Annotated in this window: 20 protein-coding genes, 1 pseudogene and 1 riboswitch; of the genes and pseudogenes, 10 read left to right on the top strand and 11 right to left on the bottom strand. The window is 67.1% G+C overall.

Going from position 1 to position 25588, the window contains the following annotated elements:
* A pseudogene (locus QC821_RS20680) lies at positions 1–340 on the bottom strand (transketolase); the annotation flags it as partial.
* Between the two features lie 267 nt (positions 341–607).
* Between QC821_RS20680 and metK the strand changes: the two are divergent.
* Positions 608–1828: a methionine adenosyltransferase gene (gene metK / locus QC821_RS20685; RefSeq protein ID WP_309725250.1), complete on the top strand. Its 1221-nt coding sequence runs from the start codon at positions 608–610 to the stop codon at positions 1826–1828.
* A gap of 137 nt (positions 1829–1965) precedes the next feature.
* Positions 1966–2054, top strand: a riboswitch (S-adenosyl-L-homocysteine riboswitch).
* Positions 2055–2070: 16 nt separating this feature from the next.
* Positions 2071–3480, top strand: coding sequence for an adenosylhomocysteinase (ahcY, locus tag QC821_RS20690; protein WP_309725253.1), 1410 nt, complete (start codon positions 2071–2073; stop codon positions 3478–3480).
* Here ahcY and QC821_RS20695 read toward each other — a convergent pair.
* The 3 genes from QC821_RS20695 to QC821_RS20705 form a co-directional block, all read right to left on the bottom strand.
* Complete coding sequence (locus QC821_RS20695; RefSeq protein WP_309725255.1) at positions 3477–3935, bottom strand: hypothetical protein; 459 nt, start codon at positions 3933–3935, stop codon at positions 3477–3479. The genes ahcY and QC821_RS20695 overlap by 4 nt on opposite strands.
* Positions 3936–3944: 9 nt before the next feature.
* Complete coding sequence (locus QC821_RS20700) at positions 3945–4298, bottom strand: DUF6152 family protein (protein WP_309725257.1); 354 nt, start codon at positions 4296–4298, stop codon at positions 3945–3947.
* 65 nt (positions 4299–4363) lie between these two features.
* Positions 4364–5335, bottom strand: a complete 972-nt coding sequence (locus tag QC821_RS20705) for an AEC family transporter (RefSeq protein WP_309725259.1) — start codon at positions 5333–5335, stop codon at positions 4364–4366.
* 179 nt (positions 5336–5514) lie between these two features.
* On the opposite strand from QC821_RS20705, the gene metF reads away from it, so the two are divergent.
* Complete coding sequence (metF, locus tag QC821_RS20710; RefSeq protein ID WP_095623636.1) at positions 5515–6354, top strand: methylenetetrahydrofolate reductase [NAD(P)H]; 840 nt, start codon at positions 5515–5517, stop codon at positions 6352–6354.
* A 123-nt stretch (positions 6355–6477) separates the two neighbouring features.
* On the opposite strand, the gene QC821_RS20715 is transcribed toward metF, so the two are convergent.
* From QC821_RS20715 to prlC, 4 genes are all read right to left on the bottom strand, one after another.
* Positions 6478–8685, bottom strand: a complete 2208-nt coding sequence (locus QC821_RS20715) for a TRAP transporter permease (protein ID WP_309725263.1) — start codon at positions 8683–8685, stop codon at positions 6478–6480.
* Between the two features lie 145 nt (positions 8686–8830).
* A complete protein-coding gene (locus QC821_RS20720) occupies positions 8831–9799 on the bottom strand; it encodes a TAXI family TRAP transporter solute-binding subunit (RefSeq protein WP_422720137.1) in 969 nt (322 codons plus the stop codon).
* A 381-nt stretch (positions 9800–10180) separates the two neighbouring features.
* A complete protein-coding gene (locus tag QC821_RS20725; protein WP_163501210.1) occupies positions 10181–10426 on the bottom strand; it encodes a YheV family putative zinc ribbon protein in 246 nt (81 codons plus the stop codon).
* Positions 10427–10438: 12 nt separating this feature from the next.
* Complete coding sequence (gene prlC, locus QC821_RS20730) at positions 10439–12490, bottom strand: oligopeptidase A (protein ID WP_309725269.1); 2052 nt, start codon at positions 12488–12490, stop codon at positions 10439–10441.
* Positions 12491–12632: 142 nt separating this feature from the next.
* Between prlC and QC821_RS20735 the strand changes: the two genes are divergently transcribed.
* From QC821_RS20735 to QC821_RS20745, 3 genes are all read left to right on the top strand, one after another.
* Positions 12633–13973, top strand: coding sequence for a sodium-dependent transporter (locus QC821_RS20735; RefSeq protein WP_309725271.1), 1341 nt, complete (start codon positions 12633–12635; stop codon positions 13971–13973).
* Positions 13974–14010: 37 nt separating this feature from the next.
* A complete protein-coding gene (locus QC821_RS20740) occupies positions 14011–14553 on the top strand; it encodes a gamma carbonic anhydrase family protein (RefSeq protein WP_309725273.1) in 543 nt (180 codons plus the stop codon).
* An 83-nt stretch (positions 14554–14636) separates the two neighbouring features.
* Entirely contained in the window at positions 14637–15308 is a 672-nt protein-coding gene (locus QC821_RS20745; protein ID WP_309725275.1) for a metal-dependent hydrolase, read from the top strand.
* On the opposite strand, the gene QC821_RS20750 is transcribed toward QC821_RS20745, so the two are convergent.
* From QC821_RS20750 to QC821_RS20760, 3 genes are read right to left on the bottom strand one after another with little or no spacing between them, the layout of a single operon-like run.
* The gene (locus QC821_RS20750; protein ID WP_309725277.1) at positions 15284–16666 is read right to left on the bottom strand and encodes a sigma-54-dependent transcriptional regulator; all 1383 of its coding nucleotides are present in this window, start codon (positions 16664–16666) and stop codon (positions 15284–15286) included. The two genes, QC821_RS20745 and QC821_RS20750, sit on opposite strands and share 25 nt — an antisense overlap.
* A complete protein-coding gene (locus tag QC821_RS20755) occupies positions 16659–18563 on the bottom strand; it encodes a sensor histidine kinase (protein ID WP_309725279.1) in 1905 nt (634 codons plus the stop codon). Before QC821_RS20755 ends, QC821_RS20750 begins: the two co-directional genes overlap by 8 nt.
* On the bottom strand, positions 18556–19332 hold the full coding sequence (locus tag QC821_RS20760) for a GntR family transcriptional regulator (protein ID WP_309725281.1): 777 nt from the start codon (positions 19330–19332) through the stop codon (positions 18556–18558). The genes QC821_RS20755 and QC821_RS20760 overlap by 8 nt, the downstream gene beginning before the upstream one ends.
* Before the next feature lie 382 nt (positions 19333–19714).
* Here QC821_RS20760 and QC821_RS20765 point away from each other — a divergent pair, with 382 nt between their 5' ends.
* From QC821_RS20765 to QC821_RS20780, 4 genes are read left to right on the top strand one after another with little or no spacing between them, the layout of a single operon-like run.
* A complete protein-coding gene (locus QC821_RS20765; RefSeq protein ID WP_309725283.1) occupies positions 19715–20470 on the top strand; it encodes a (Fe-S)-binding protein in 756 nt (251 codons plus the stop codon).
* A complete protein-coding gene (locus tag QC821_RS20770; protein ID WP_309725284.1) occupies positions 20467–21909 on the top strand; it encodes a LutB/LldF family L-lactate oxidation iron-sulfur protein in 1443 nt (480 codons plus the stop codon). The genes QC821_RS20765 and QC821_RS20770 overlap by 4 nt, the downstream gene beginning before the upstream one ends.
* Positions 21906–22577, top strand: coding sequence for a LutC/YkgG family protein (locus QC821_RS20775; RefSeq protein WP_309725286.1), 672 nt, complete (start codon positions 21906–21908; stop codon positions 22575–22577). Before QC821_RS20770 ends, QC821_RS20775 begins: the two co-directional genes overlap by 4 nt.
* Positions 22574–25453, top strand: a complete 2880-nt coding sequence (locus QC821_RS20780; RefSeq protein ID WP_309725288.1) for an FAD-binding and (Fe-S)-binding domain-containing protein — start codon at positions 22574–22576, stop codon at positions 25451–25453. The genes QC821_RS20775 and QC821_RS20780 overlap by 4 nt, the downstream gene beginning before the upstream one ends.
* Positions 25454–25588: the final 135 nt, after the last annotated feature.

The following is a 25588-nucleotide window of genomic DNA, read 5'->3' on the forward strand; positions in this document are numbered from 1 at the left end:
CGGTGGTGGTCTCGACGCCAGCGGTGTAGCCCAGCTCCGGGTGGCCCGGGGTCTTGGAGTGCAGCTGGCGGAAGTTCTGCAGGTCCTCGAGGCCCAGCGCATAGCCACTGAGATGCAGCAGCGAATAGAGCAGCATCGAGCCATGGCCGTTGGAGAGTACGAAGCGGTCGCGGTTGGCCCAGTGCGGGTTGGCCGGGTTGTGGCTCAGGTGATCGTTCCACAGCACTTCGGCGATATCGGCCATGCCCATGGGAGCGCCGGGGTGGCCGGACTTGGCCTTCTGTACGGCATCCATGGAGAGCGCGCGAATGGCATTGGCCAGTTCGAAACGGGATGGCATTGAGTAGCTCCTCGCCTGCGGCGGCAATGGTGGGGATGACGTGGTCGAGCCCGGCATCGGGCCGTGGCCGCGAAACGCCAAGGCTGGGGCGCCGACGGTCGACGTAAAAAACAGGCGCTTATTGTCGCCGAGATGCGCCGATCCATCAAATCATTGCCGGGTGTTGGCCTAGGAACCGGACCTGGGGCTGTGTAGAATTTTCCCACCGAGCCCCGTGGGCCGCCTCTCTACTCCGCTTCCTCTATTCCCCAAAGGGTCGAGCACGCCATGAGCGAATACTCCTTGTTTACCTCAGAGTCCGTTTCCGAGGGCCATCCCGACAAGATAGCCGACCAGATCTCCGACGCGGTGCTGGACGCCATCATCGCCCGCGACAAGCAGGCACGGGTGGCCTGCGAGACGCTGGTCAAGACCGGCGTGGCGATCGTTGCCGGCGAGATCTCGACCACCGCCTGGGTCGATCTCGAGGCGCTGGTACGCGAGGTAATCACCGAGATCGGCTACACCTCCTCGGATGTCGGCTTCGACGGCGAGACCTGCGGCGTGCTCAACCTGATCGGCAAGCAGAGCGTGGATATCGCCCAGGGCGTCGACCGTAGCAAGCCCGAAGACCAGGGCGCCGGCGACCAGGGGCTGATGTTCGGCTACGCCACCAACGAAACCGCCAGCTACATGCCGGCGCCGATTCACTACGCCCACCGCCTGGTGGAGCGCCAGGCCGAACTGCGCAAGCAGGGGCTGCTGCCGTGGCTGCGGCCGGACGCCAAGAGCCAGGTGACCTTCCGCTACGACGCCGAGGGCAAGCCGTGCGGCGTCGACGCGGTGGTGCTCTCCACCCAGCACGACCCGGAGATCGAGCAGGAGGCGCTGCGCAAGATGGTCAAGCGCGAGATCATCGAGCAGGTGCTGCCCGGTGAATGGCTCGACGACACCACCAAGTACCACATCAATCCCACCGGCAAGTTCGTGATCGGCGGGCCGGTGGGCGACTGCGGCCTGACCGGGCGCAAGATCATCGTCGATACCTACGGCGGCATGGCGCGCCACGGCGGCGGTGCCTTCTCCGGCAAGGACCCCTCCAAGGTCGACCGCAGCGCCGCCTACGCCGGGCGCTACGTGGCCAAGAACATCGTTGCCGCGGGGCTCGCCGACAAGTGCGAGATCCAGGTCTCCTACGCCATCGGCGTGGCCGAGCCGACCTCGGTGTCGATCGACACCTTCGGCACCGGCAGGGTCGCCGACGCCAAGATCATCGAGCTGGTGCGCGAGCACTTCGACCTGCGTCCCCACGCCATCACCCGCATGCTCGACCTGCTGCACCCCATGTATCGCCTCACCGCAGCCTATGGCCACTTCGGCCGCGAGCCGTTCGAGACCTCCTACACCTGGACCGATGTAGACGGCCGCGAGCACACCGAGACCTTCACTGCCTTCCCCTGGGAGAAGGTCGACAAGGCCGAGGCGCTGAAGGCCGCCGCCGGCCTGTAAGCGGCTCCAGCCCCCCGGCTGTCGATGGCAGCCGGGGGCCTTGCGTTGGTGGCGCGCGTGGACGGGGTGGTTTGAAAAAACCGCCGGCCTGGGTTGAACTGAAACAGGAGTCAATGACTCCATGCTGTATGTTGCCGCTGCCCGAGGGGCGCTGCAGCATTCGCGTGCACGCCAGGCGAATGCGAGGCTCGGGCAGGTTGGGCATAGGCAACGGCGCCCATTCCCCGGAATGGAGTAGACCCATGAGCCAACTGGCTTCCGCGGCAGTTCCCACCCACGACTACAAGGTCGCCGATATCACCCTGGCCGATTGGGGCCGGCGCGAGATCCGCATCGCCGAGACCGAGATGCCGGCGCTGATGAAGATTCGCGCCAAGTACCGCGACCAGCAGCCGCTGGCCGGCGCGCGCATCGCCGGCTGCATCCACATGACCATCCAGACCGCGGTGCTGATCGAGACGCTGATCGACCTCGGCGCCAGCGTGCGCTGGTCGTCGTGCAACATCTTCTCGACCCAGGATCACGCCGCCGCAGCCATCGCCGCTGCGGGGATTCCGGTATTCGCCTGGAAGGGCGAGACCGAAGAGGAGTTCTGGTGGTGCATCGAGCAGACCGTCGCCGGCCCCGACGGCTGGACGCCCAACCTGGTGCTCGATGACGGCGGCGACCTCACCCAGCTGCTGCATGAGCAGCATCCTGCGCTGCTCGACGCCATCCACGGCATCAGCGAGGAGACCACCACCGGTGTGCACCGCCTGCATGAGATGCTGCGCGACGGCACCCTCAAGGTGCCGGCGATCAACGTCAACGACGCCGTGACCAAGTCCAAGAACGACAACAAGTATGGCTGCCGCCATTCGCTGAGCGACGCCATCAAGCGTGGCCTCGACCACCTGCTGGCCGGCAAGCAGGCGCTGGTGATCGGCTACGGTGATGTGGGCAAGGGCTCGGCGGCCTCGTTGCGCCAGGAGGGCATGATCGTCAAGGTCACCGAGATCGACCCGATCTGCGCCATGCAGGCCTGCATGGACGGCTTCGAGGTGGTCTCGCCCTATGTGGGAGGCGTGAACGAGGGGCTGGCCAGCGTCGACCGCCAGCTGCTCGCCAAGATCGACCTGGTGGTCACCGCCACCGGTAACGTCGACGCCTGTGATGCGCCGATGCTCAAGGCGCTCAAGAAGGGCGCGGTGGTGTGCAACATCGGCCACTTCGACAGCGAGATCGATACCGCCTTCATGCGCCGCCAGTGGCACTGGGAGGAGATCAAGCCGCAGGTACACAAGGTCTACCGCGACAGCGATCCCGGCGAGTTCGACCCCGAGAGCCGCGACTACCTGCTGCTGCTCGCCGAGGGCCGGCTGGTCAACCTGGGCAATGCCACCGGCCACCCGTCGCGGATCATGGACGGCTCCTTCGCCAACCAGGTGCTGGCGCAGATGCACCTCTTCGAGGGCCGCTTCGCCGATCTCGACGCCGAGGCCAAGCGCCAGGCGCTGACCCTCAGCGTGCTGCCGCGTCATCTCGATGAAGAGGTGGCGCGCTACATGGTCGAAGGCTTCGGTGGCGTGGTGACCCAGATGACCCCGGCCCAGGCCGACTACCTGGGGCTGCCCGCCGAGGGGCCGTTCAAGCCCGACAGCTACCGCTACTAGACGAAGGCCAGCATCCGACCCGCGATCAGCGCCGCCAGCCACAGCAGCAGCGAGGCCAGGGCGGCGCTACGCAGGCGCCGGGGACTCGCCCGTGCCAGGCCAGGGGCGAGATTGAGCGCCATCGCGTTGCTGATGGCCAGGACGATCACGCCTAGCTTGAAGAGAAACAGCGGTGTGGCGGCGTAGCCGCCGGGGTCGGCGAGGAACAGCAGCGTGCCGCTGGCCACTGCCAGTAGCAGGCCCGCGACGGCCAGCGGCTGCAGCAGGCGCGCCACGGCGGGTAGCGATAGATGGCGGCTCGCGCCCAGCAGGCGCAGGTCGAGCGCGGCGATACTCCCGAACAGCAGCGCGATGCCCAGCACATGAAGGGTATTGATCCCGGCATACCCCCAGCGCGAGACCCGCACCCATTCGGCCAGCGCGGTGCCGGCCAGCTGATTCAGCCACCCCTCCATGGGCTGCGGTCAGATACGGCCGGGGTAGAGCACGTAGTGCTGCTCGCCGATCCACAGTTGCTCGGCCTTGAGCAGCTGCTCGCCGGCATGCTCGCCGGAGACGCGCAGCTCCACGCCTTCGCGCAAGTCGCCCTCGGCCAGGCCGGCACGCTCGTTGCGCCAGGGCTGGCCAACCTCTATCGTCCAGTCCTCGCCGTCGACATCGAGCTCGACTTCGCCGTGGGGGTTACCCAGGCGTGTCGCGGTGATGGTGCCCTCGAGCTCGAGGGTCTCGCCCCCGGTCCAGCCGTGATGCGCGCTTAGCGGTGCTGCCAGTACCAGCCCGACCAGCAGGCCGCCTGTCAGTAACTGTCGTCTGAGCATGATTTGCCCCCAGCTAGAGAAGATCGCTCTTTCAGGCTAGCCGGGTCGCGGCATCTCGCAAGTGCTCAACCGAGCCCCAGCAGCCGCGTCAGGGCCTGGAGGTAGAGGGGGATCAGCAGCGGCGCCATCAGGGTGGTCAAGAGCACGGCAATGGCGCCCTTCTCGGGGCGGATGTCGAGCTCCATGGCCACCACCACCACGTTGGCGGCCATCGGCACCACGCCCACCAGCAGCAGCGCCAGGGCCAATTGCTCATCGATGCCCAGGGTGGCCTGCAGCACCAGCACGGCGAGGCCGGCGAGCAGCGGCCACACGGCGTAGCGCAGCACCACGCAGGCAGCGATGAAGCGCCCATCCACCTCACGCACGGTCACCCGGCCCAGGGTCATGCCGATCACCATCATGCCGAGCAGGGTATAGGTGGCGGGGAATACTGCCAGGCCGTCCATCACCCCGCTGGGCACCGACAGCCCCACGCCGCTCGCCACCAGCGCCGCGGCGAAGGCGTAGACCAGCGGCAGGCGGGCGATCTTGGCCAGGCTCTGGCGCATCGAGAAGCGGCCGCGGGCGCTGAGGTAGAAGCCCACCGTGAACTCGTAGAGGGTCACGCCGAGCATGCAGAACAGGTATATGGTGACGCCCTCGGCGGGCAGCAGGACCATCGCCACCGGCAGGCCGAAGTAGCCGGTATTGCCGGTGCCGGCGGAGAACGCCAGCACCGCTGCTTCCTGGGGAGCAAACCAGCGCCGTGCCAGGCGGTTGGCGAGCATTGCCACCAGGCTGGCGGCGACGAAGGTGCCCAGCGTCAGTACCAGGTAGCCCAGTGTCGGCCCGCCCAGGGTGAGGCCGCGGAACACCGTGAGCGGGGCGATCAGGTAGATCAGCAGGATGGCGATGGGGCGTGCTTCCAGCGCCAGCCAGCGGGCGCATACCACCCCCAGGCCGACGTAGGCGAGCAGCATCCACAGCGGGGCCATCAGGGTACCGCCGAGATCGAGTTCCACGCTGGGTGCCTCCGTCCATGCAAGATGACTCATGATGCCCGCTCCCGCTGAGCGCGTGAAGCCGACAACATGAATGAAATTGATGCGCGGGCCGGGAAACTTTCATTGGCCGGCGCGACGCCGAGTCGTCAGAATGCGACCCTATCAGGCCATGGCGCCATGTCACCCGTTAGTCGCGTCGCCTGAGCAGGCGGCCCGTGAGGATTGAGTCGATGAGTGTACAAGAGCACCCGCTGGGCATCAGCTTCGAGTTCTTCCCGCCCAACACCGACGCTGGTCGCGACAAGCTGGTCGGCGTGCGCGATGCCCTGGCCAAGTGCGGGCCACGGTTCTTCTCGGTGACCTATGGCGCCGGCGGCTCGACCCAGGCGCGCACCTCGCGCACGGTCAAGATGATCGGCGAGAGCGGCATCAATACCGCGCCGCACCTGTCGTGCATCGGCAGCGACAAGGGTGAGCTGCGCGAGCTGCTGGCGCAGTACCGCGAAGAGGGCGTCAACAGCCTGGTGGCGCTGCGCGGTGACCTGCCCTCGGGCATGGGCGGCATCGGCGAGCTGCGCTACGCCAACGAGCTGGTCGAGTTCATTCGCGCCGAGACCGGCGACCATTTCGAGATCGCCGTGGCCGCCTACCCGGAGTGCCATCCCCAGGCGCCGAGCTACGAGCACGACCTGCAGAACTTCGCGCGCAAGATGCAGGCCGGTGCCAACCTGGCGATCACCCAGTACTTCTTCAGCGCCGAGGCCTACTTCCACTTCGTCGATCGTGCCCGTGCGCTGGGTGTCGAAGCGCCGATCGTGCCCGGCATCATGCCGATCACCAACTACACCAAGCTGGCGCGCTTCTCCGACGCTTGCGGTGCCGATATCCCGCGCTGGGTGCGCAAGCAGCTCGAGGCCTACGGCGACGACAGCGAAAGCATCCAGGCCTTTGGTGAAGAGGTGATCTCTCGCCTCTGCCAGCGGCTGCTCGACGGCGGCGCCCCCGGCCTGCACTTCTACACCCTCAATCAGGCCACCGCTTCGCTGCGGGTACTCGACAACCTGGCCTGATCGGCGCCTTCTCCACCGACCTGCCGCCGGCGCAGTGTTTAGCCCGGATCGGCACTGGCAAATGTGAGGCGCAAAAAAACGCCGGCCCTTGGGGCCGGCGTTTTCGGTTGCTTCAGGTGTTGCTCAATTCGCGGTTTGGGGTGAATCACCACCGCGCTTGAGGCTGCGCTGCATCAGCAGCAGGCCACCGCCCACCAGCAAGCCGGCGACGTCGGTGTAGATGCCGCCGTAGATCATGCAGATGGCACCGGCCAGCAGCAGCAGGCGCTGCCACGCCTTGACCGCCCCGAAGTACCACGCCTGCACCGCTGCGGCGAGCATGATCACGCCGATCGTTGCGGTCACCGCGACGCGCAGGATCTGCATGCCGCTGCCCTCCATCAGGATCGCCGGGCTGTAGAAGAACATGAACGGCACGATGAAGGCCGCCAGCCCGATCTTGAACGAGGTGGTCGAGGTCTCCATGGCGTTGGCCCCGGAGATGCCCGAGGCGGCGTAGGCCGCCAGCGCCACCGGCGGGGTGATCGCCGACATCACCGCGAAGTAGAACACGAAGAAGTGCGCCACCAGCGGCTGGATGCCGATCCCGATCAGGCCCGGCGCGACCACCGAGGCGGCCACCGCATAGGCCGCCGTGGTCGGCATGCCCATGCCCAGCAGGATCGAGATGCACATGGCGAAGAACAGCGCCAGCAGCTGGCTGACCCCGGCCAGGCCGAGCAGCAGCGACGAGAAGCGCGCGCCGACCCCGGTCAGCGAGATCACCCCGACGATCAGGCCGGCGCAGGCGCACACCACGATGATCTGGATCGACATGGTGCCGGCCAGCTGCAGCGCCTTGAGGATCGAGCGGATGCCCATCTTGTGCGGCGACAGCCAGCTGACCATCGCCGCCGAGGCGGTGGCCAGGGTACCGGCACGGATCACCGAGTAGCCCATGAACAGCGCGGCGATCAGGATGATGATCGGGGCGAACAGGTAGACATGCTTGATCAGGCGGCGGAACTGCGGGATCTCGTCCTTGCGCATGCCGCGCATGCCCTTGCGGGCGGCCTCGAAGTCGACCATGCAGTAGACCGAGAGGAAGTAGAGGGCGGCGGGGATCAGCGCCGCCACGGCGATCTCGCGGTAGGGGATGCCGGTGATCTCGGCCATGATGAAGGCGCCGGCGCCCATGATCGGCGGCATGATCTGGCCGCCGCTGGAGGCCGCGGCCTCGATCGCCCCGGCACTGCGCGCCGGGTAGCCGACCTTCTTCATCAGCGGGATGGTCAGCGAGCCGGTGGAGACCACGTTGCCGGCGCTGGTGCCGTTGATCATGCCCATCAGGCCGGAGGCGAAGATCGACACCTTGGCCGGGCCGCCGCGGGCGCGGCCGGCGGCGGCGAAGGCGAAGTTGACGAAGTAGTCGCCGACCTTGGAGGCCTGCAGGAAGGCGGCGAAGATGATGAACAGGATGATATAGGTCGACGACACCGCGGTGGTCGGGCCGAGGATGCCGGCATCGGTATAGACCTGGCTGAAGAAGCGCCCCACCGAGAGGCCCGGGTAGCCGAGGAAGCCGGGCAGGTAGGGCCCGCCCCAGACGTAGAGCAGGAACACCAGCGAGATGATCACCAGCGCATTGCCGGTGACCCGGCGGGTCATCTCGAGGATCAGCAGCGAGCCGGCGATGGCCGCATAGGAGATGCCCATCGGCGCAAAGGAGGTGCCGGTCGACATGCGCAACGGGGTGTTGTAGATGACCAGGAAGTAGCCGGCGCTGGCCAGGGCGCAGACCATCAGCACCAGGTCGGGCAGTGCGCACTTCTCGCGCACCTGGCGGTAGCACCACGACATCACGATGGCCGCGGCGGTGGCCAGGATCAGCGGATAGCCGTAGTGCCAGGCCTCGATATGCGGTTCGATGCGCATCGCGCCGCCCTGGATGGTGCGCCACATCAGGAAGGTCTGCAGCAGCGCGTAGAGCGCCGGCAGCAGCAGCAGCGCGGAGAGCACGGTCTGCCACTTGGGCGCGGCCTGCTGGCCGTCGGTGGCGAAGCGGCCGCCGGTGTAGAGGCCGTAGCCGAGGATCAGCGCGCCGGCGATGTGGATGACCCGGTACGACCAGGTCTCCATGGGAATCACGTTGAGGGTAATCAGGTGGAACAGCGAGTAGGCCACGGCGAGGCCGCCGAACAGCGCCCACTGCCAGCCGGTGAACAGGCGCCGGTTGGACTCGATGACCTCTTCGTCGACGCCTTCGGCAAGCAGCTCTTTGGCGTCATGCTGCTCTTCCGCGTCGCCAGGCGAGGCCTCGGCGGAAGAACGGTTGTCGGGTGTGTTGCTCATGGGACAGTTACCCTTGAGTGTCGGAATCGGCTGATCGGCCACGTCGGCCCTAGCTTGATCAGCGTTTCCTGAAGCAGTAATGGCGTGGCAAGGGCCGGCCCTGGGATCAGGTGCCGGCCCTTGCGGTTGGTACTAGCGCAGTGGCTTAGCGGATCATGTCGTCATCGATCTCGTAGCCGTTCTCGTTGAACCAGCGCGCGGCGCCCGGGTGGAACGGCATCACGGTGTTGTGCACGACGTTCTCGGGGATGGTGGTTTCGGCGCTGCGGTGCACCGACATCATCTTGTCGTTGTTTTCCATGGTGATGCGCGTGACCTCGTAGACGAAGTCTTCCGGCAGGTCGCAGCGGGCGATGGCGAAGTTCCACATCGACACGGCGCGGGCGTCTTCCTCGAGGGTCTCGTAGGTATTGGCCGGGATCATGAACTCGGAGACCGGGAAGGCGTCGATGGCGGCCTGCTGCTCTTCCTCGGTGAATTCGATGATGTTGACGTCGGTCTGCACTTCGAGCTGGCTGACCGCCGGGATCGGGATGCCCGCGGCGAAGGCGATGACGTCGAGCAGGCCATCCTGGAGCTGGCCACCCAGGTCGGTCCAGCCGCCGTTACGGCGCTCGAAGTTGATGCCCAGCTCTTCGAGGATCGCCGGGAAGTAGGTGTCCGAGGTGGAGCCGGAGGGGCCGAAGCCGATCCGTGCGCCGTCAGGAATGTCAGAGATGCTGGTAATCCCGGAGTTCGACAATGCCGTAATCGAGAACGGCGTCTCGTACATCGGGAACATGGCGCAGGCGTTGTCCATTACCACACCCGGTGCCAGCGGGCTTTCACCGTTCATGGCGTCGGCTGCCGGACCCATGGTGGCCATGCCGAAGGAGATATCGCCGTTATGGACCAGTGCCAGGTTCTGGGTCGGGCCGCCGGTCACTTCGCCGCCGCCGGAAATATCGCCCAGCTCATCGGCGATGAGGTTGGCCCAGCCGGAGCCGTAGATGTAGTAGGTGCCGCCTTGGCTCGCGGTACCCATGGTAAAGCTGGACGGCCAGCCTTCGCGGTCGGCCTGGGCGCTGGCGCTGACCAGCAGGCCACCGATCAGGGCGCTGGAGGCCAGGGCCATGCCCAGGGTGCGGGGAGCGGTGCGAAGCAGTGCGTGCTTGGGAGCGGTCATAGGGACTCTCTCAGTGTCGTTGTCGTTGAGGTGTTGCTATATCGCCCCTATAAGCAGCAAACCCTGTGCCCGCTGGTGATAAAGGATTTAAATTCAATCGCTTATAGACTTTCCGTTCCACCAAAGTCGAATCCTGTTAGTCGCCTCCTGTCTGAGGGTTCGCACAGTGGCGCTCCTGGGGTGTGTGGAAATCCGCACAGATTGCGGCGCCAGATGACGCAATAACGTAGCAGGCCTGCCCGTTTGCAATGCCCATGCGAAAGCGCCTCCCGTGAGGGAGGCGCAATAGGCGTGCCGTGTGGATAGCCGCACCCGGCGGCAGGAGGGCGTTCAGCGGCCCTTGGGATCGAGGATCCTTACCGTCTGAACATCATTGCTGGCCTGCTCGTCGCGAACCCGGTTGACGCGGGTCTCAAGCTCATCGGCGGCCGACTCCTCGATGGGCAGCTGCTCGAAGAAGTCGCAGGCGACGCAGTCACGGTAGCGCACGCCGTGCTGCTCCCAGGCACGGATCCGGTCCATGGCGGCGCAGCGCGGGCAGATGGCGCCGGCGATAAAGCGTTTGGGGACAGCCATTGGCTCCTCCTGTCAGGCGGCACGGATGCCGGTGTGGCGCAGCAGCGGCTCGACGCTGGGCTCGCGGCCGCGGAAGGCGCGGAACAGCTCGGCGGCATCGCGGGCGCCGCCTGGCTCGAGGATCTCGCGGCGGAAGCGCGCGCCGGTGTCGGCGTCGAAGATGCCGGCCTCCTCGAAGGCGCTATAGGCGTCGGCGGACAGCACCTCGGCCCACTTGTAGCTGTAGTAGCCCGCCGCATAGCCGCCGGCGAAGATATGCCCGAAACCGTTCTGGAAGCGGTTGAAGTCGACCTTGGGCAGCACCGACAGGCCGTCGCGCACTTCGTCGAGCAGCGCCTGGACCTCGGCGGCGCTGGGGGCCGCGAGCTCCAGGTGCAGGCGGAAGTCGAACAGCGAGAACTCCAGCTGGCGGGCCATGCCCATCGCCGACTGGAAGTTACGCGCCGCCTGCAGGCGCTCGAGCAGCTCGCCGGGCAGCTTGGCGGCGGTGTCGACGTGGCCGGCGATCAGGTCGAGCCCTTCGCGCTCCCAGCAGAAGTTCTCCATGAACTGGCTGGGCAGCTCCACCGCATCCCAGGCCACACCGTTGATGCCGGAGACGTCGGCGACCTGCTGCTTGGTGAGCATGTGGTGCAGGCCGTGGCCGAACTCGTGGAACAGCGTGGTGACCTCGTCGTGGGTCAGCAGCGCCGGCTTGTCGCCCACCGGGCGGGTGAAGTTGCAGGTCAGGTAGGCCACCGGCAGCTGGATACGGCCGTCCTCGCGGGCGCGGCGCACGCGGCATTCGTCCATCCAGGCGCCGCCGCGCTTGCCTTCACGGGCATAGAGGTCGAGGTAGAAGCCGGCAATCGGCTCGCCCTGCTCGAGAATCTGGTAGTAACGCACGTCGGGGTGGTAGCGGGGTGCCTCGGTGTCCTCCTCGAAGCTCACGCCGTAGAGCGTCTCGACCACCTTGAACAAGCCGTCGATCACCCGCGGCGCTGGAAAATAGGGGCGCAGCTGCTCCTGGGAAATGGCATAGCGCGCCTCGCGCAGTTTTTCGCTGGCGTAGCCGATGTCCCACGGCTGCAGCTCAGTCAGGCCCAGCTCGTCGCGGGCGTAGTCGGCCAGCTCGGCATACTCCTGCTGGGCCTGGGGGTAGGCGCGCTGCGCCAGGTCGCCGAGGAAGTCGAGCACCTCCTGGGGGGAGTCGGCCATCTTGGTGGCCAACGAGTAGTCGGCGTAGCTGGAGAAGCCGAGCAGCTCGGCGAGCTCGCGGCGCAGCGCCAGCAGCTCCTCGATGATCGGTGCGTTATCGAACTTGCCGGCGTCGGGGCCCTGGTCGGAGGCGCGGGTGACGAAGGCGGTATACACCTCGCGGCGCAGCTCGCGGTCGTGGGCGTAGCTGACCACCGGGAAGAAGCTCGGGAAATCGAGGGTGATGCGGTAGCCGTCGACGCCCTTGGCTTCGGCGTTGGCGCGCAGGGTATCCAGGGCGCTGTCGGGCAGGCCGTCGAGGGCTGCGACGTCGGTGACGTCCTTGTGCCAGGACTGGGTGGCGTCGAGCAGGTTGTTGGAGAAGCCGTTGGCCAGCGCCGAGAGGCGCGCCTGGATCTCGCCGTAGCGGGCCTTCTTGTCCGCCGGCAGGTCGACGCCGGCGAGCCGGAAATCGCGCAGGGTGTTGTCCACCGAGCGCTGCTGGCCCTCGTCGAGACGCGCATAGGCGGGCGAGTCCCTGAGCGCCTGGTAGGCCTGGCACAGCCCCTCGTGCTGGCCGAGCCAGGTGCTGTACTCGGAAAGCTTGGCCAGGCATGCCTGATAGGCCTCGCGCAGCGACTCGGAGTTCATGGTGCCGTTGAGATGCGAGACCGGCGACCAGGCCTGAGCGAGCTGGTCGTTGAGTGCTTCGAGCGGCGCGGCCAGGTTTTCCCAGGTGGGTGACTCGCTGAGGGCGCGCTCCACCAGGCGCTCGATGGCGGTGCGGTTGTCGTCCAGCAGGCGCTCGATGGCCGGCACCACGTGCTCGGGCTGAATCTCGGCGAAAGGCGGCAGGGTATGGCGTTCGAGCAGCGGATTGCGGGACATGCGAACCTCATCGGTGTAAGAGTCTTCCCGCTTAGATGCGGGCAGCGGCGACGGGTTTCAATGCATTGGCCGACGCCGGGCAGGCTGGTAGGCTTGCGCCTCCGCCGCCGACCGGTTCGGCGAGGCCATGAGGAAATACCCGATGCACGAGACACGCGAACGCTGGAGCTCACGGCGCGCCTTCATTCTGGCGGTCACCGGGGCCGCAGTGGGCCTGGGCAATATCTGGCGCTTTCCCTACATGACCGGCGAGAACGGCGGCGGCGCCTTCCTGCTGCTCTATATTGCCTTCGTGCTGCTGCTCGGCCTGCCGGTGATGATGGCCGAGATCATGATCGGCCGTGCCGGGCGGCGCAGCCCCAGCCAGTCGCTGGCGGTGCTGGCGCGCCAGGCCGGCAGCAGCGAGCAGTGGCGCTGGCTGGGGCTGTTCGGGGCACTCACGGTGTTCTGTATCCTGTCGTTCTATTCGGTGGTCTCGGGCTGGTCGATCGAATACCTGATTGCCGCGATCAACGGCAATTTCGCAGGCCAGGGACCGGCCGAGGTCGGCGCCTTCTTCGAGGGGTTTCTCGCCGACCCGCTGCGCATGACCTTCAATCACACCCTGTTTCTGCTGATGACCATGACGGTGGTGGCGGCCGGTGTCAGCACCGGTCTGGAGCGGCTCAACAACCTGATGATGCCGCTGCTCTACCTGCTGCTGGTGGTGCTGGCGATCTATGCCGCCACCACCGACGGCTTCGCCCCGGCGCTGCGCTGGCTGTTCACTCCCGACCCCACTGCCATCAGCGTGGGGGTGGTGCTCAACGCCATGGGTCACGCCTTCTTTACCCTGGCAGTGGGCGCCTGTGCGCTGATGGCCTACGGCGCCTACATGCCCGACCATCAGAGCCTGCCGCGCGCCGCCGGCGCGGTGGCGGTGCTCGACGTGCTGGTGGCACTGCTCGCCGGCATCGCGATCTTCTCGGTGGTGTTCGCCCAGGGCATCGATCCCGCCGAAGGCCCGGGGCTGATGTTCGTCACCCTGCCGATCGCCTTTGCCGAGCTGCCGTGGGGCTCGCTGTGGCTGGGCTTGTTCTTTCTGCTGCTGCTGCTGGCGACCTGGACCTCGTCGATCAACCTTGCCGAGCCGATGGTCGCCGGGCTGCAGGGGCTGGGCCTGCGGCGCAGCCGCGCCACGGCGCTGATCGCGGTAAGCATCTGGCTGGTCGGGATTCTCTCGGTGCTGTCGTTCTCGCATCTCGAGGCCGTGCATATCGTGGCCGGGATGAACTTCTTCGAGCTGGTTTCCAGCGTGCCCAGCGAGATCTTCCTGCCCATCGGCGGGCTGCTGATTGCGGTCTTTGCCGCCTGGGTCATGCCCCGCGAGACGGCGCTGCGTGCCCTCGATGCCGGGCCCGTCGGCTTCCGGGTGTGGCAGGGCGTGGTACGCTGGGTATCGATTCCGCTGACCGCGCTGGTGCTGATGAGCGGCTTGATCTGAGCCGCCCGCCAGCGGCCCACTACGACCGGAGGCTGCGATGAGCGACCCCTCTTCCCTACGCCCTTTCCAGGGCCACACTCCGCGCCTGGGCGAGCGCGTCTACCTCGACCCGCTGAGCCTGGTGCTCGGCGACGTGACGCTGGGCGATGACTGTTCGGTGTGGCCGATGGCGGTGGTGCGCGGCGACATGCACCGTATCCTCATCGGCGCGCGCAGCAGCGTCCAGGACGGCTGCGTGCTGCACATCACCCACGCCAGCGACTTCAACCCCGGCGGTCACCCGCTGACCATCGGCGACGACGTGACCATCGGCCATAAGGCGATCCTCCACGGCTGCACCCTGGGCAGCCGTATCCTGGTTGGCATGGGCGCCATCGTCATGGACGGCGCGGTGGTCGAGGACGAGGTGATCATCGCGGCCGGTGCCGTAGTGACCCCCGGCAAGCACCTGGCCAGCGGCCACGTCTACGCCGGCAACCCGGCCAAGCCGCTGCGCGCCTTGAAGGAGAGCGAACGCGCCTTCTTCGGCTACACCGCCGGCAACTACGTCAAGCTCAAGGACCAGTATCTGACCGAGTAACCAGCTGGGCGGCGACAACTAATTGTTTTTCTTGGGCTGTTCGGGCGATAATCTGGGATTTTATCCAGTATTGGCGCCCGTTCATGGCCGACTTTCGCACCCATTTCAGCGTGGCCGCCGGCGGCGGCGCCCTGCTGGCCCACGGCGGCTGGCAGGCGGGCCTGTGGGGCTTTGCCGACGGCGTGCCGCTGGTCGCGCTGGTGACCCTGGGTGGCATCCTGCCGGATATCGACGCCGACCATTCGCGGGCGATTCGCCTGATATTTAACCTGCTGGCGGTACTCGCCGTGGTGGCCGGGGCGCTGCTGCTGCAGCATCGCCTGGCGCCGGGCCAGCTGCTGGCGGCCTGCGGTGGCCTCTACCTGGCGGTGCGCTATCTGGCGGGGCTGGTCTTTGCGCGCTTCACGGTGCACCGCGGCAGCTGGCACTCGCTGCTGGCCGGCGCGCTGTGCGGGCTGGTGACCACGGCGCTGAGCTACCGGCTACTACAGCAGAGTGCCGGCATGGCCTGGGCCTATGGCCTGGCGCTGGGAGTGGGCTATGTAATTCATCTGCTGCTTGATGAGCTCTACAGCGTCGATCTGGTCGGGGCCCGCATCAAGCGCTCGTTCGGTACTGCGCTCAAGCTCTGCAGCCTGCGCCAGCCGAGCCATGCGCTGCTGATGCTGATGGGCGCGGCAGCCCTGGCGCCGTGGCTGCCGCCATGGTCGACGCTAGCGGCACTGGTGGTTCACGGCGGTGCGGCCTGGCGGTAGTCGTCGGCCTTGAGGGCATACTTCTTGAGCTTGTCGTAGAGCGTCTTGCGCGGCAGGCCGAGGTGTTCACAGACCTCGGGGATGCGTCCGCGGTGGCTGGCCAGCGACTGGCTGATCAGGCTCTTCTCGAACAGCTCGACCTGCTGTGGCAGGGCCATGTCGCCGGGCCCCGGCTCGATACCTTCGAGCAGCGCGTCGAGGCGATAGTCGCAGGTGGCGCCCAGCAGCACGTAGCGCTCGGCCAGGTTGCGCAGTTCGCGCACGTTGCCCGGCCAGTCGTGGGCCATCAGTACCGACATGCCGGCGTTGTCCACCGGCGGCGCCTCGAGGCCGCTGCGGTTGGCGGCGACCACCGCGAAGTGCTGGAACAGCAGCGGGATATCCTCGCGGCGTTCGCGCAGCGGCGGGATCGGCAGGGTCACCACGTCGAGCCGGTAGTAGAGATCCTCGCGAAATTCGCCGGCCTCGGCGGCGGCCCTGAGGTCGACCTTGGTGGCGGCGATCACGCGGATATCCAGCGCCACCGGCTCGTTGGCGCCGAGCCGCTCGATACAGCGCTCCTGCAGCACCCGCAGCAGCTTGACCTGCAGCGCCAGCGGCATCGATTCGATCTCGTCGAGAAACACGGTGCCGCCGTTGGCGTGTTCGAACTTGCCGATGCGTCGCTCCACGGCGCCGGTGAAGGCGCCTTTCTCGTGGCCGAACAGCTCCGACTCGATGATGCTCTCGGGCACCGCCCCGCAGTTGATGGCGACGAACGGGCGACCGCTGCGAGCGCTGCGCTCGTGGAGCGAGCGCGCCACCAGGTCCTTGCCGGTCCCGGTCTCGCCGAACAGCAGCACGTCGGCCTCGACCTGGCTGATGCGCTGGACCATCGAGGCGAGCCGCTGCATGACGGCGGTACGACCCACGATGCGCGGCCCGGGTGCCGACTGCTGGGCCTCGAGCTCGGCCTTGAGCGCGCGGTTCTCGAGGCTCAGGCGGCGCTTGTCGACACCGCGCCGGACCATTTCCACCAGCCGCTCGCCGGCGAACGGCTTCTCCAGGAAGTCCCAGGCGCCCTCGCGCATCGCCTCCACCGCGGTGGAGATGTCGCCGTGCCCGGTGATCAGGATCACCGGCATGTCGGGATCGCGACGCCGTACCTCGCGTAGCAGCGCCATGCCGTCCATGCCCGGCATGCGGATGTCGCTGACCACGACCCCGGAGAAGTCCGGCGCCAGCGCCTCCAGCGCGGCCTCGGCGCTGGCGTGGGCTTCAGGGGCATAGCCGGCCAGCTCGAGGGTCTGGCTGGCGGTGATACGCAGGTGCTGCTCGTCGTCGATGATCAGGACCGGGGGCGGCGCCGGCTCATGCATGGGGAGTGGACTCCTGCTGGGTGAGGGTGTTGCGCGAGTCGCTTGCGGCATCGGCGGGCAGGCGGATGGTGAACAGCGCGCCGCCCGCGGGGCGGTTGACGGCGTTCAGCGAGCCGCCGAGGTCGTCGATGATGCGCGACGAGATCGACAGTCCCAGCCCCAGGCCGTTGCCGGGGGACTTGGTGGTGAAGAACGGCTCGAACAGCCGGCCGAGATGCTCCTCGGCGATGCCCGGGCCGTTGTCGGCAACGCCGATCAGCACCTCGGCGCCGCGGCGCTCGACGCTCAGGGTAAGCCGCGGGTCGGGGGTCTCGCTCATCGCCTGCAGGGCATTGCCGATCAGGTTGACCAGCACCTGCTCGAGACGCACCAGGTCGGCGCGCACCCATACCTCCTGCTCGGCGAAGCGGCGCTCGACCTGCACGCTGGCATCGTTGAGCCGCGCCTGGTAGAGGCGCAGCGCGTAGTCGAAGCAGGCGGCGACGGAGACTGCGGTCAGGGTCTCGCCGCTCTTGCGCGAGAACTGGCGCAACTGGGCGCTGATCTCGGCCATGCGCGCGGTCAGTTCGACGATCTGCTCGAGATTGTCGCCGGCGGCCTCGGGGCGCTGGTGGGCGAGGAAGGTACGGGCGTTCTCGGCGTAGGCGCGAATTGCCGCCAGCGGCTGGTTGAGCTCGTGGTTGATACCCGCGGCAAGCTGACCGAGCACCGCGAGCTTGGTGGCCTGGACCAGCTCGTCGCGGGTCTGGCGCAGGTTGTCCTCGGCGCGGCGGCGCTCCTCGATCTCGGCGGAGAGGCGCCGGTTGGAGTCGAGCAGGTCGCGGGTACGACGCTCGACGTTGCGCTCTAGTTCGTCGCGGGCGCGGGCCAGGGTCCGGCGCTCGCGCTCGGCGAACTCTTCACGCTCGCGGCGCAGGCGTAGCCGCTGCCAGCCGAAGCCGCCGGCGAACACCACCACGCCGTAGAGTCCGCCGGCCAGCAGGCCGGCCTGCCACTGGGCGCGTTCCACCTGGCGCTTGGGCTTGAGGATGTGCATCGTCCAGCCGAACTCGGGCAGGCTGCGGCTCAGTAGCAGGTACTCCTGCTCGGCCAGCGGACCGTCCTCGAAGCCCACCAGCTGGCTGCCGTCGCGGCGTCGGTCGTGTGCTTGAATGCCGGCGGCAGAGAGCGGCTCATCGGCATAGCGGCGGGTGCGCAGCAGGGCACGGCGCTCCTCGTCGGAGAGCGGCTGCATGGCGCGCATGCGCAGTTCCGGCCGGCTGGCCATGAAGATGATGTCGTCCTGGTCGGTGACCAGCAGCTCGGCGTTCTGCTCGGCCCAGCTCTCCTCCACGGCGTCGAGCAGCACCTTGACCACCATCACGCCGTCGGGGCGGCTGTCCTCCTCGCCGAGGCGCACTGGGGCGGAGAAGTAGTAGCCGCGCTCCAGCGACTGTACGCCGAGCCCGTGGAAGCGGCCCAGGCCGCCGTCGATGGCGTCCTGGTAGTAGCTGCGGAAGGCGTAGTTCTGGCCGATGAAGGTGTTGGGCATGTGCCAGTTACTGGCCACCAGCGTATTGGCGAAGTGGTCGAGGAGGTAGATGTCGGAGACGTCGGCGGTGGCCCGGAAACGATCCAGCATCAGGTTGATCGGCATCGGGTCGTGGGCGTCGGGGTCGGCCAGGAAGTCGCGCACGCTGCTACGCGAGGCGAGCAGCTCGGGCAGGTAGTCGTGGCGCGACAGGTGCCCCTCGAGGCCGGTAGCCGACAGGCGCAGCTCGTTCTCGGCCTCGTCGCGCAGGGTCTGCAGGGCCTGGTCGCGAGCCACCGCGGCGGCCTGCCACACCACCAGCACCAAGCCGAGCGGTGCCAGCAGCCATAGCCAGCGGCGCCAGCGTGAGGGGAGGCGGTTAGCCACTGGCACGCTCGGGCATTGCCTGGGCGCGGCGCAGGGCGCGCTGGGCGCGGGTCTCGGCGCGCTCCATCTCGAGCAGCCCCTCCTCGACGAAGACCAGGTGCTCATGGGCGCGCGCCCGGGCATCCTCGGCGCGGCCCTCGAGGATGGCGTCGAGCAGCGCGCGGTGCTGTCCCATCAGTACGTGGCGGGCATCGGCACGCTGGAACAGGTGGGCGAGGCTGTCGACGATGCTCTTCTCGAGCAGATGGAAGGTGCTGCGAATGGTGTGCAGCAGCATGACGTTATGGGCCGCTTCGGCGATGGCCAGGTGAAAGGCGGCGTCGGCCTTGGCTTCGTGCGCCGGGTTACGGCCCTGAAAGCAGGCGTCTAGCTCCTCAAAGCGCTGCACCAGCAGCGCCTTGTCGGCGGGGGATGAGCGCAGGGCGGCGTAGTAGGCAGAGATGCCTTCCATGGCATCGCGGAACTCGAGCAGGTCGAGGTTGAATTCGCTGTGGCGGCTGAGGGTCTCCAGCAGCGGGTCGCTGAAGCGGCTGTTGAGGCTCTCACTGACGAAGGTGCCGCCGCCCTGGCGGCTCGACAGCAGCCCGCGGGCGGCGAGCTTTTGGATCGCCTCGCGCAGCGAGGGCCGCGATACGCCGAAACGTTCGGCCAGCTCGCGCTCGGGCGGTAGCCGGTGGCCGGGCTTGAGGCTACCTTCAAGAATCATTGCCTCGAGTCGCTCGGTGATCACATCGGCGATGCGCGGCTGTCGAACGGGTTGGTAGGCCATGAGGGGCTCTCGCGGGGTGAATTGAGCGTGGGGGTGATTGTGACAAAAACGTCATCCGCTGTCTGGCGGAAATTGGTATTACCAATTCTAGGCGATTATTCGGCCTCGGCGCAATTCCGGGATCAGCCAACATCTGGCGTATTATCAAGCGCTTGAGCTAGCAGTTGCGCCGCTGATACCAAAGTATAAAGGCGTCGAGTGGGCAAAATGGCGCGACGCGTTTGACACTCGAATAGTGCGCCGCCTAAGGTGCTCCGATAAAAAATCGTAAATTGGTTTTACCAATTAACCGTGATGTTCACCGGCGGTCGATGACGCCCTGCGCCTGACGCGATGATGCAGGCAAGGATGTGTCGCGGGGGCCTGGTGAGGAGACATAGCCATGGCAGCAGTCAAGCTTTACCCCCCGAGGCCGGAAAAGGTCTACCTCTTCGGCACCTGTCTGATCGACATGTTCTACCCCGAGGCGGGGCTCGATGCCATTCGCCTTTTGGAGCGCGAAGGCATCGAGGTGATCTTTCCCGACGACCAGACCTGCTGCGGTCAGCCGGCCTATACCTCTGGCTACCACGATGAAGCCCGCGAGGTGGCGCGGGCACAGCTGGGCCTATTTCCCGAACCGTGGCCGATTATCGTGCCCTCGGGGTCCTGCGGCGGCATGATGCGCACCCATTACCCCCAGCTGTTTGCCGGCAGCGTCGACGAGGCGCTGGCTCGTGACGTCGCCGAGCGGGTCTTCGAACTCACCGAGTTTCTGGTCCACGTCTGTCATCTGCCCCTCGAGGATCGCGGTGTGTCCGAGACAATCGCCATGCACACCTCGTGCAGCGCACGGCGCGAGATGGGCTTGGCCGACACCGGCCCGGCACTGCTCGCCAAGCTGGGCCAGGTCGAGCTGGTCGAGCAGGTGCGGGCCAGCGAGTGCTGTGGCTTTGGTGGTACCTTCGCGGTACGCCATCCCGAGGTTTCGGCGGCCATGGTCGAAGACAAGACCCAGGCCATCGAGGCCACCGGCGCCAAGCGCTTCGTGACCTCCGACTGCGGCTGCCTGATGAACATCGCCGGACGCTTCGCGCACCAGGGCAAGGACGTCAAGGGCGAGCATATTGCCAGCTATCTATGGCGGAGAACCTCATGAGCGAAGTTCAGGACGCGGTGCATACCTATACGCCCCGGGAATTTCATCGCCAGGCCCACGACGCCTTGGGCAACCCGCAGATTCGCGGCAACTTCCGCCGCGCGATGGACGGCCTGATGGCCAAGCGGCGCGACGTCTTCAGCGACTGGGACCTCGAGACCCTGCGCGAGCTGGGCGCCAATATTCGCCTGCGCGCCCTGGCTAAGCTCCCCGACCTGCTCGAGCAGCTCGAGGCCAACTGCCAGGCCAACGGCATTCGGGTGCACTGGGCCACCGACGGCGACGAGGCGTGCCGCATCATCCGTGAGATCTGCGAGTCCCACGACGCCCGCGCGGTGATCAAGGGCAAGTCGATGGTCTCCGAGGAGATGCACCTCAACGCCCACCTCGAGGAGGCCGGCATCGAGGCGCTGGAGTCGGATCTCGGCGAGTACCTGGTGCAGCTCAACGAGCAGACGCCGTCGCACATCATCATGCCGGCGATCCATCTGAATACCGATGAGATCTCCGAAATCATGCACACCAGGACCGGTACCGAGCGCACCCGCGACGTCGACTACATGACCGCGGCGGCGCGCCAGCAGCTGCGCGAGCGCTTCATGGCCGCCGACGTGGGCGTCTCCGGGGTCAACTTCGCAGTGGCCGAGACCGGTACCCTGTGCCTGGTGGAGAACGAGGGCAACGGCCGCATGACTACCACGGTGCCGCCGGTGCATATCGCCGTGACCGGCATCGAGAAGGTCGTCGAGCAGCTGCGCGACGTGCCGCCGCTGTACGCGCTGCTGACCCGCTCGGCCACCGGCCAGCATGTGACCACTTACTTCAACATGATCTCGGGCCCGCGCAAGGCCGATGAGCACGACGGCCCCCGCGAGGTGCACCTGGTGCTGGTCGACAACGGCCGCTCGAGCATCTATCAGGACGACGAGCTGCTCGACACCCTGCGCTGCATTCGCTGCGGGGCGTGCATGAATCACTGCCCGGTGTATACCCGGGTTGGCGGCCACACCTACGGCACCACCTACCCGGGGCCCATCGGCAGCATCCTGATGCCGCACATGTTGGGCCTGGAAGAGACCAAGGATCTTCCCACGGCGTCGAGCCTGTGCGGCGCCTGCGGCGAGGTGTGCCCGGTCAAGATTCCGATTCCCGACCTGCTGGTACGGCTACGCAAGGAGTCGGTCGGCGAAGGGCGCGGCAACGTGCCGGGTGCCGGGGTCAAGCGCAGTGCCAAGGAGGTGGCGGCCTGGAAGGGCTTCGAGTGGCTGGCTACGCACCCCGCCGCCTGGCGGCGCTCCACGGCGTTGGCCGGCAAGCTGCACAAGCTGCTGCCCTCGAGCATCGGCCCGTGGACCGACCATCGCACTGCACCCAAGCCGGCCAAGGCGTCGCTGCATGCGCTGGTCAAGCATCACCGCCGCGGGGAGGGCGAGTCATGAGCAGTCGCGAGACGATTCTCAAACGCCTGCGCGAGCGCAGTGACGGGCCGCTGACGGCGCCTGAGAGTGACTTTGCGGTGGTGACCGGCCGTGGCTGGGACGCCAGCGAGCGGCTGGCGCGCTTCGAGCGGCTGATCGGCTCGGTGCACGGCGAGGTAGTGCACGCTGCCCATGCGCGCTGGACCGAGGTGCTCAGCGAGGTGCTGGCCACCAAGGGGGTCGCTCGGCTGGCGCTGGGGCGCGAGCATGCGGTGCCCGCGGAGGCGAGGCAGGCGCTGGCGGGCGGCGACATTGAGCTGGTCGACGTCGATCGCGACATCGAGGCGTGGCAGCGCGAGCAGTTCGAGTCGGTGGATGCCGGCTTGACCTCGACCCGCGGCGGCATCGCCGAGACCGGCAGCCTGTGGCTATGGCCGAGCGCCGATGAGCCGCGCTTGATCAGCCTGGTGCCGCCGATCCATATCGCCGTGCTCGACGCCGACAGCATCGAAGACACCTTCTTCGACGTGGTGGAGCGCAACGCCTGGGCGCAGGGCATGCCGACCAACGCGCTACTGATCTCGGGGCCCAGCAAGACCGCCGATATCGAGCAGACCCTCGCCTATGGGGTACATGGCCCCAAGGCGCTGGTGGTCATCGTTCGCCACACCGGGGAGGTGCCGGCATGAGTGATATAGATGTGAACGCCTGGGCCGACCTCAAGGCGGCCCTGGCCGAAGGCATTCCCGCCGAGCGGCTGATCGACGACCCGCTGCGGACCCTGGCCTACGGCAGCGATGCCAGCTTCTATCGGCTGATTCCGCGGCTGATCGTACGCGTCGAGAGTGAGGCCGAGCTCGGCGAGGTACTGGCCCAGTGCCATGCGCGCCGGCTGTCGGTGACCTTCCGTGCTGCGGGGACCTCGCTGTCCGGGCAGGCGGTGACCGACTCGGTGCTGATCCTGCTGGGGCGCGCCTGGCGCGGCCACGAGATTCTCGACGATGGCGCGGCGATTCGTCTTCAGCCAGGGGTGATCGGCGCGCGTGCCAACCAGCTGCTGGCGCCCTATCGGCGCAAGATCGGTCCTGACCCGGCGTCCATCAACAGCTGCATGATCGGCGGTATCGCCGCCAACAACGCCTCCGGCATGTGCTGCGGCACGGCCCAGAACAGCTATCGCACTGTGCGCGACATCCGCGTGATGCTGGCCGATGGCGCGCTGCTGGACACCGCCGATCCCCGCAGTGTCGCCGACTTCAAGGCTTCCCACGGCGAGCTGCTGGCGGGCCTGGAGCGGCTCTCGGCCGAGACCCGCGCTGACGATACCCTGGCCGATAAGATTCGCCACAAGTACCGCCTCAAGAACACCACCGGCTATGCACTGAACAGCCTGGTGGACTTCAGCGACGGCATCGAGATTCTCAAGCACCTGATGATCGGCTCCGAGGGCACCCTCGGCTTCATCAGTGCGATCACCTACGACACCGTGGTCGACGAGACCGAGAAGGCCGCGGCGCTGGCCTTCTTCCCCGACATGCAGACCACCTGCCGTGCGACCATTGCCCTAAAGCAGGCGCCGGTCTCGGCGGTGGAGTTGATGGACCGCGCCGCGCTGCGCTCGGTGCAGGATAAGCCGGGCATGCCCGAGGTGCTCAAGACGCTGCCTGAAGGCGCCGCCGCGCTATTGATCGACGTGCGCGCCAACACCGATGACGAGCTCGAGGCGCGCATGCAGGCGGTGCATTCCACTCTCGAAGGCGTCAAGACCCTGGAGCCGCTGGCGTTTACCCGGGAGGCTGCCACCTACGAGCTGTTCTGGAAGATCCGCAAGGGGCTGTTTCCGGCGGTCGGGGCGGTGCGCGATACGGGTACCACGGTGGTCATCGAGGACGTCGCTTTCCCCATCGAGCGTCTTGACGAAGGCGTGGCGGCGCTGACCGAGGTGTTCCACAAGCACGGCTACCCGGAAACGATCCTGTTCGGCCACGCCCTGGAGGGCAACCTGCACTTCGTGTTCCCGCAGGGCTTCGAGAAGCCCGGCGAGGTCGAGCGCTATCAGGCGCTGATGGACGAGGTGGCGCAGCTGGTTGGCGTGGAGTACGGCGGTTCGCTCAAGGCCGAACACGGCACCGGGCGTAATATGGCGCCCTACGTCGAGCTCGAATGGGGCAGCGACGCCTACCAGCTGATGTGGCAGATCAAGGCGCTGTTCGATCCCGATAACCTGCTCAACCCCGAGGTTATCCTGAGCCGCAATCCGACCCTGCACCTGGAGAACCTCAAGCCGCTGCCGGCGGCCGACCCGCTGGTCGACAAGTGTATCGAGTGCGGTTTCTGCGAGGCGGTGTGCCCTTCCAAGGACCTGACCCTGACGCCGCGGCAGCGCATCGTGGTATGGCGCGAGCTGGCGCGTCTCGACGCCTTGGGCAGCGACGCCAGCGACGCCGAGCGTGAGCGTCACGATGTCCTGCTCGCCGACTACGACTACCAGGGTATCGACACCTGCGCCGCCGATGGACTCTGTGCCACCCAGTGTCCGGTGGGTATCAACACCGGCGACCTGGTGCGCGGGCTGCGCCGCGAGCGCAATCTCGGCCAGGCGGGCATGGCGCGGCGAATCGGGCGGCACTTCTCCGGCGCTACCCGCGTGGCCCGCGGTGCGCTCAACGTCGCCGGTGCCGGCCAGGCACTACTCGGCGAGCGCGGCATGGCGGCGACCAGCGCTGGGCTGCGCAAGCTCTCCGGCGAACGGCTGCCGCAGTGGACGCCAAGCCTGCCCCAGGCGGCGTCGATCAAGGTCCTCGAGCATGCCGGCAAGCGCAGCGATGGCGGTCGCGACAAGGTGGTCTACCTGCCAGCCTGCGCGACGCGGGTGTTCGGCGCCTCGCGGCACGACGACGAGACCCGCTCGATCATGGAGATCACCCTGGCGCTGCTCGACAAGGCGGGTTTCGAGGTGATCATCCCGGCAATCCCCGGCCACCTTTGCTGCGGCATGGCGTTCGCCTCCAAGGGGCAGTTCGACGAGGCCGAACACAAGGCGCGGGAGCTCAATCGCGAGCTGCTGGCGGCCAGTCACAACGGGCGCTACCCGATCCTCTGCGACACCAGCCCCTGCAGCCTGCACGCCCGCGAGCAGCTTGATGAGCGGTTGTCGCTGCAGGAGCCGGTGGCGTTTGCCCATGACCACCTGCTGGACCGGCTCGAGATCGAGCCGCTCGACGAGAAAGTGGCGGTGCACGTGACCTGCTCCAGTACACGCATGGGACTGGCCGACAAGTTCGTGGCGCTGGCGCGGGCCTGTGCCACGCAAGTAGTGGTGCCCGCCGAGATCACCTGCTGTGGCTTTGCCGGCGACAAGGGATTCGCCACGCCCGAGCTGAACGCCTCGGCGCTGCAGGGGTTGGCGGGCCAGGTAGAGGGCTGTAGTGCCGGTTATTCCAATTCACGTACCTGCGAGATTGGGCTGTCTCAGCACAGTGGTATTCCCTACCGTTCGGTACTGTCGCTGCTGGATCGCGCCAGTCGCGCCCAGCCCGCTTCAGCAGCGATGACGCGAGAGTGACAGTTGCGTGAAGTTTTTCTTCGCCGAGGGCTTGCGGGCCTCATGGTAAAGCCGTAAAGTACGCATCCGCTGCTGCCGACGGGCATACGTTGGTAGCGGTGGAGAGAGGTGCAAGCAGTTGGTTTTGTTGGGTTT

Source organism: Franzmannia qiaohouensis (assembly GCF_031451695.1).
Lineage (GTDB): Bacteria > Pseudomonadota > Gammaproteobacteria > Pseudomonadales > Halomonadaceae > Franzmannia > Franzmannia qiaohouensis.

What these genes read in the sequence shown, in the direction of transcription:
- metK (WP_309725250.1), top strand. Translation starts at nt 608, where the DNA reads ATGAGCGAATACTCCTTGTTTACCTCAGAGTCCGTTTCCGAGGGCCAT.
- ahcY (WP_309725253.1), top strand. Translation starts at nt 2,071, where the DNA reads ATGAGCCAACTGGCTTCCGCGGCAGTTCCCACCCACGACTACAAGGTC.
- QC821_RS20695 (WP_309725255.1), bottom strand. Translation starts at nt 3,935, where the DNA reads ATGGAGGGGTGGCTGAATCAGCTGGCCGGCACCGCGCTGGCCGAATGG.
- QC821_RS20700 (WP_309725257.1), bottom strand. Translation starts at nt 4,298, where the DNA reads ATGCTCAGACGACAGTTACTGACAGGCGGCCTGCTGGTCGGGCTGGTA.
- QC821_RS20705 (WP_309725259.1), bottom strand. Translation starts at nt 5,335, where the DNA reads ATGAGTCATCTTGCATGGACGGAGGCACCCAGCGTGGAACTCGATCTC.
- metF (WP_095623636.1), top strand. Translation starts at nt 5,515, where the DNA reads ATGAGTGTACAAGAGCACCCGCTGGGCATCAGCTTCGAGTTCTTCCCG.
- QC821_RS20715 (WP_309725263.1), bottom strand. Translation starts at nt 8,685, where the DNA reads ATGAGCAACACACCCGACAACCGTTCTTCCGCCGAGGCCTCGCCTGGC.
- QC821_RS20720 (WP_422720137.1), bottom strand. Translation starts at nt 9,799, where the DNA reads ATGGCCCTGGCCTCCAGCGCCCTGATCGGTGGCCTGCTGGTCAGCGCC.
- QC821_RS20725 (WP_163501210.1), bottom strand. Translation starts at nt 10,426, where the DNA reads ATGGCTGTCCCCAAACGCTTTATCGCCGGCGCCATCTGCCCGCGCTGC.
- prlC (WP_309725269.1), bottom strand. Translation starts at nt 12,490, where the DNA reads ATGTCCCGCAATCCGCTGCTCGAACGCCATACCCTGCCGCCTTTCGCC.
- QC821_RS20735 (WP_309725271.1), top strand. Translation starts at nt 12,633, where the DNA reads ATGCACGAGACACGCGAACGCTGGAGCTCACGGCGCGCCTTCATTCTG.
- QC821_RS20740 (WP_309725273.1), top strand. Translation starts at nt 14,011, where the DNA reads ATGAGCGACCCCTCTTCCCTACGCCCTTTCCAGGGCCACACTCCGCGC.
- QC821_RS20745 (WP_309725275.1), top strand. Translation starts at nt 14,637, where the DNA reads ATGGCCGACTTTCGCACCCATTTCAGCGTGGCCGCCGGCGGCGGCGCC.
- QC821_RS20750 (WP_309725277.1), bottom strand. Translation starts at nt 16,666, where the DNA reads ATGCATGAGCCGGCGCCGCCCCCGGTCCTGATCATCGACGACGAGCAG.
- QC821_RS20760 (WP_309725281.1), bottom strand. Translation starts at nt 19,332, where the DNA reads ATGGCCTACCAACCCGTTCGACAGCCGCGCATCGCCGATGTGATCACC.
- QC821_RS20765 (WP_309725283.1), top strand. Translation starts at nt 19,715, where the DNA reads ATGGCAGCAGTCAAGCTTTACCCCCCGAGGCCGGAAAAGGTCTACCTC.
- QC821_RS20770 (WP_309725284.1), top strand. Translation starts at nt 20,467, where the DNA reads ATGAGCGAAGTTCAGGACGCGGTGCATACCTATACGCCCCGGGAATTT.
- QC821_RS20775 (WP_309725286.1), top strand. Translation starts at nt 21,906, where the DNA reads ATGAGCAGTCGCGAGACGATTCTCAAACGCCTGCGCGAGCGCAGTGAC.
- QC821_RS20780 (WP_309725288.1), top strand. Translation starts at nt 22,574, where the DNA reads ATGAGTGATATAGATGTGAACGCCTGGGCCGACCTCAAGGCGGCCCTG.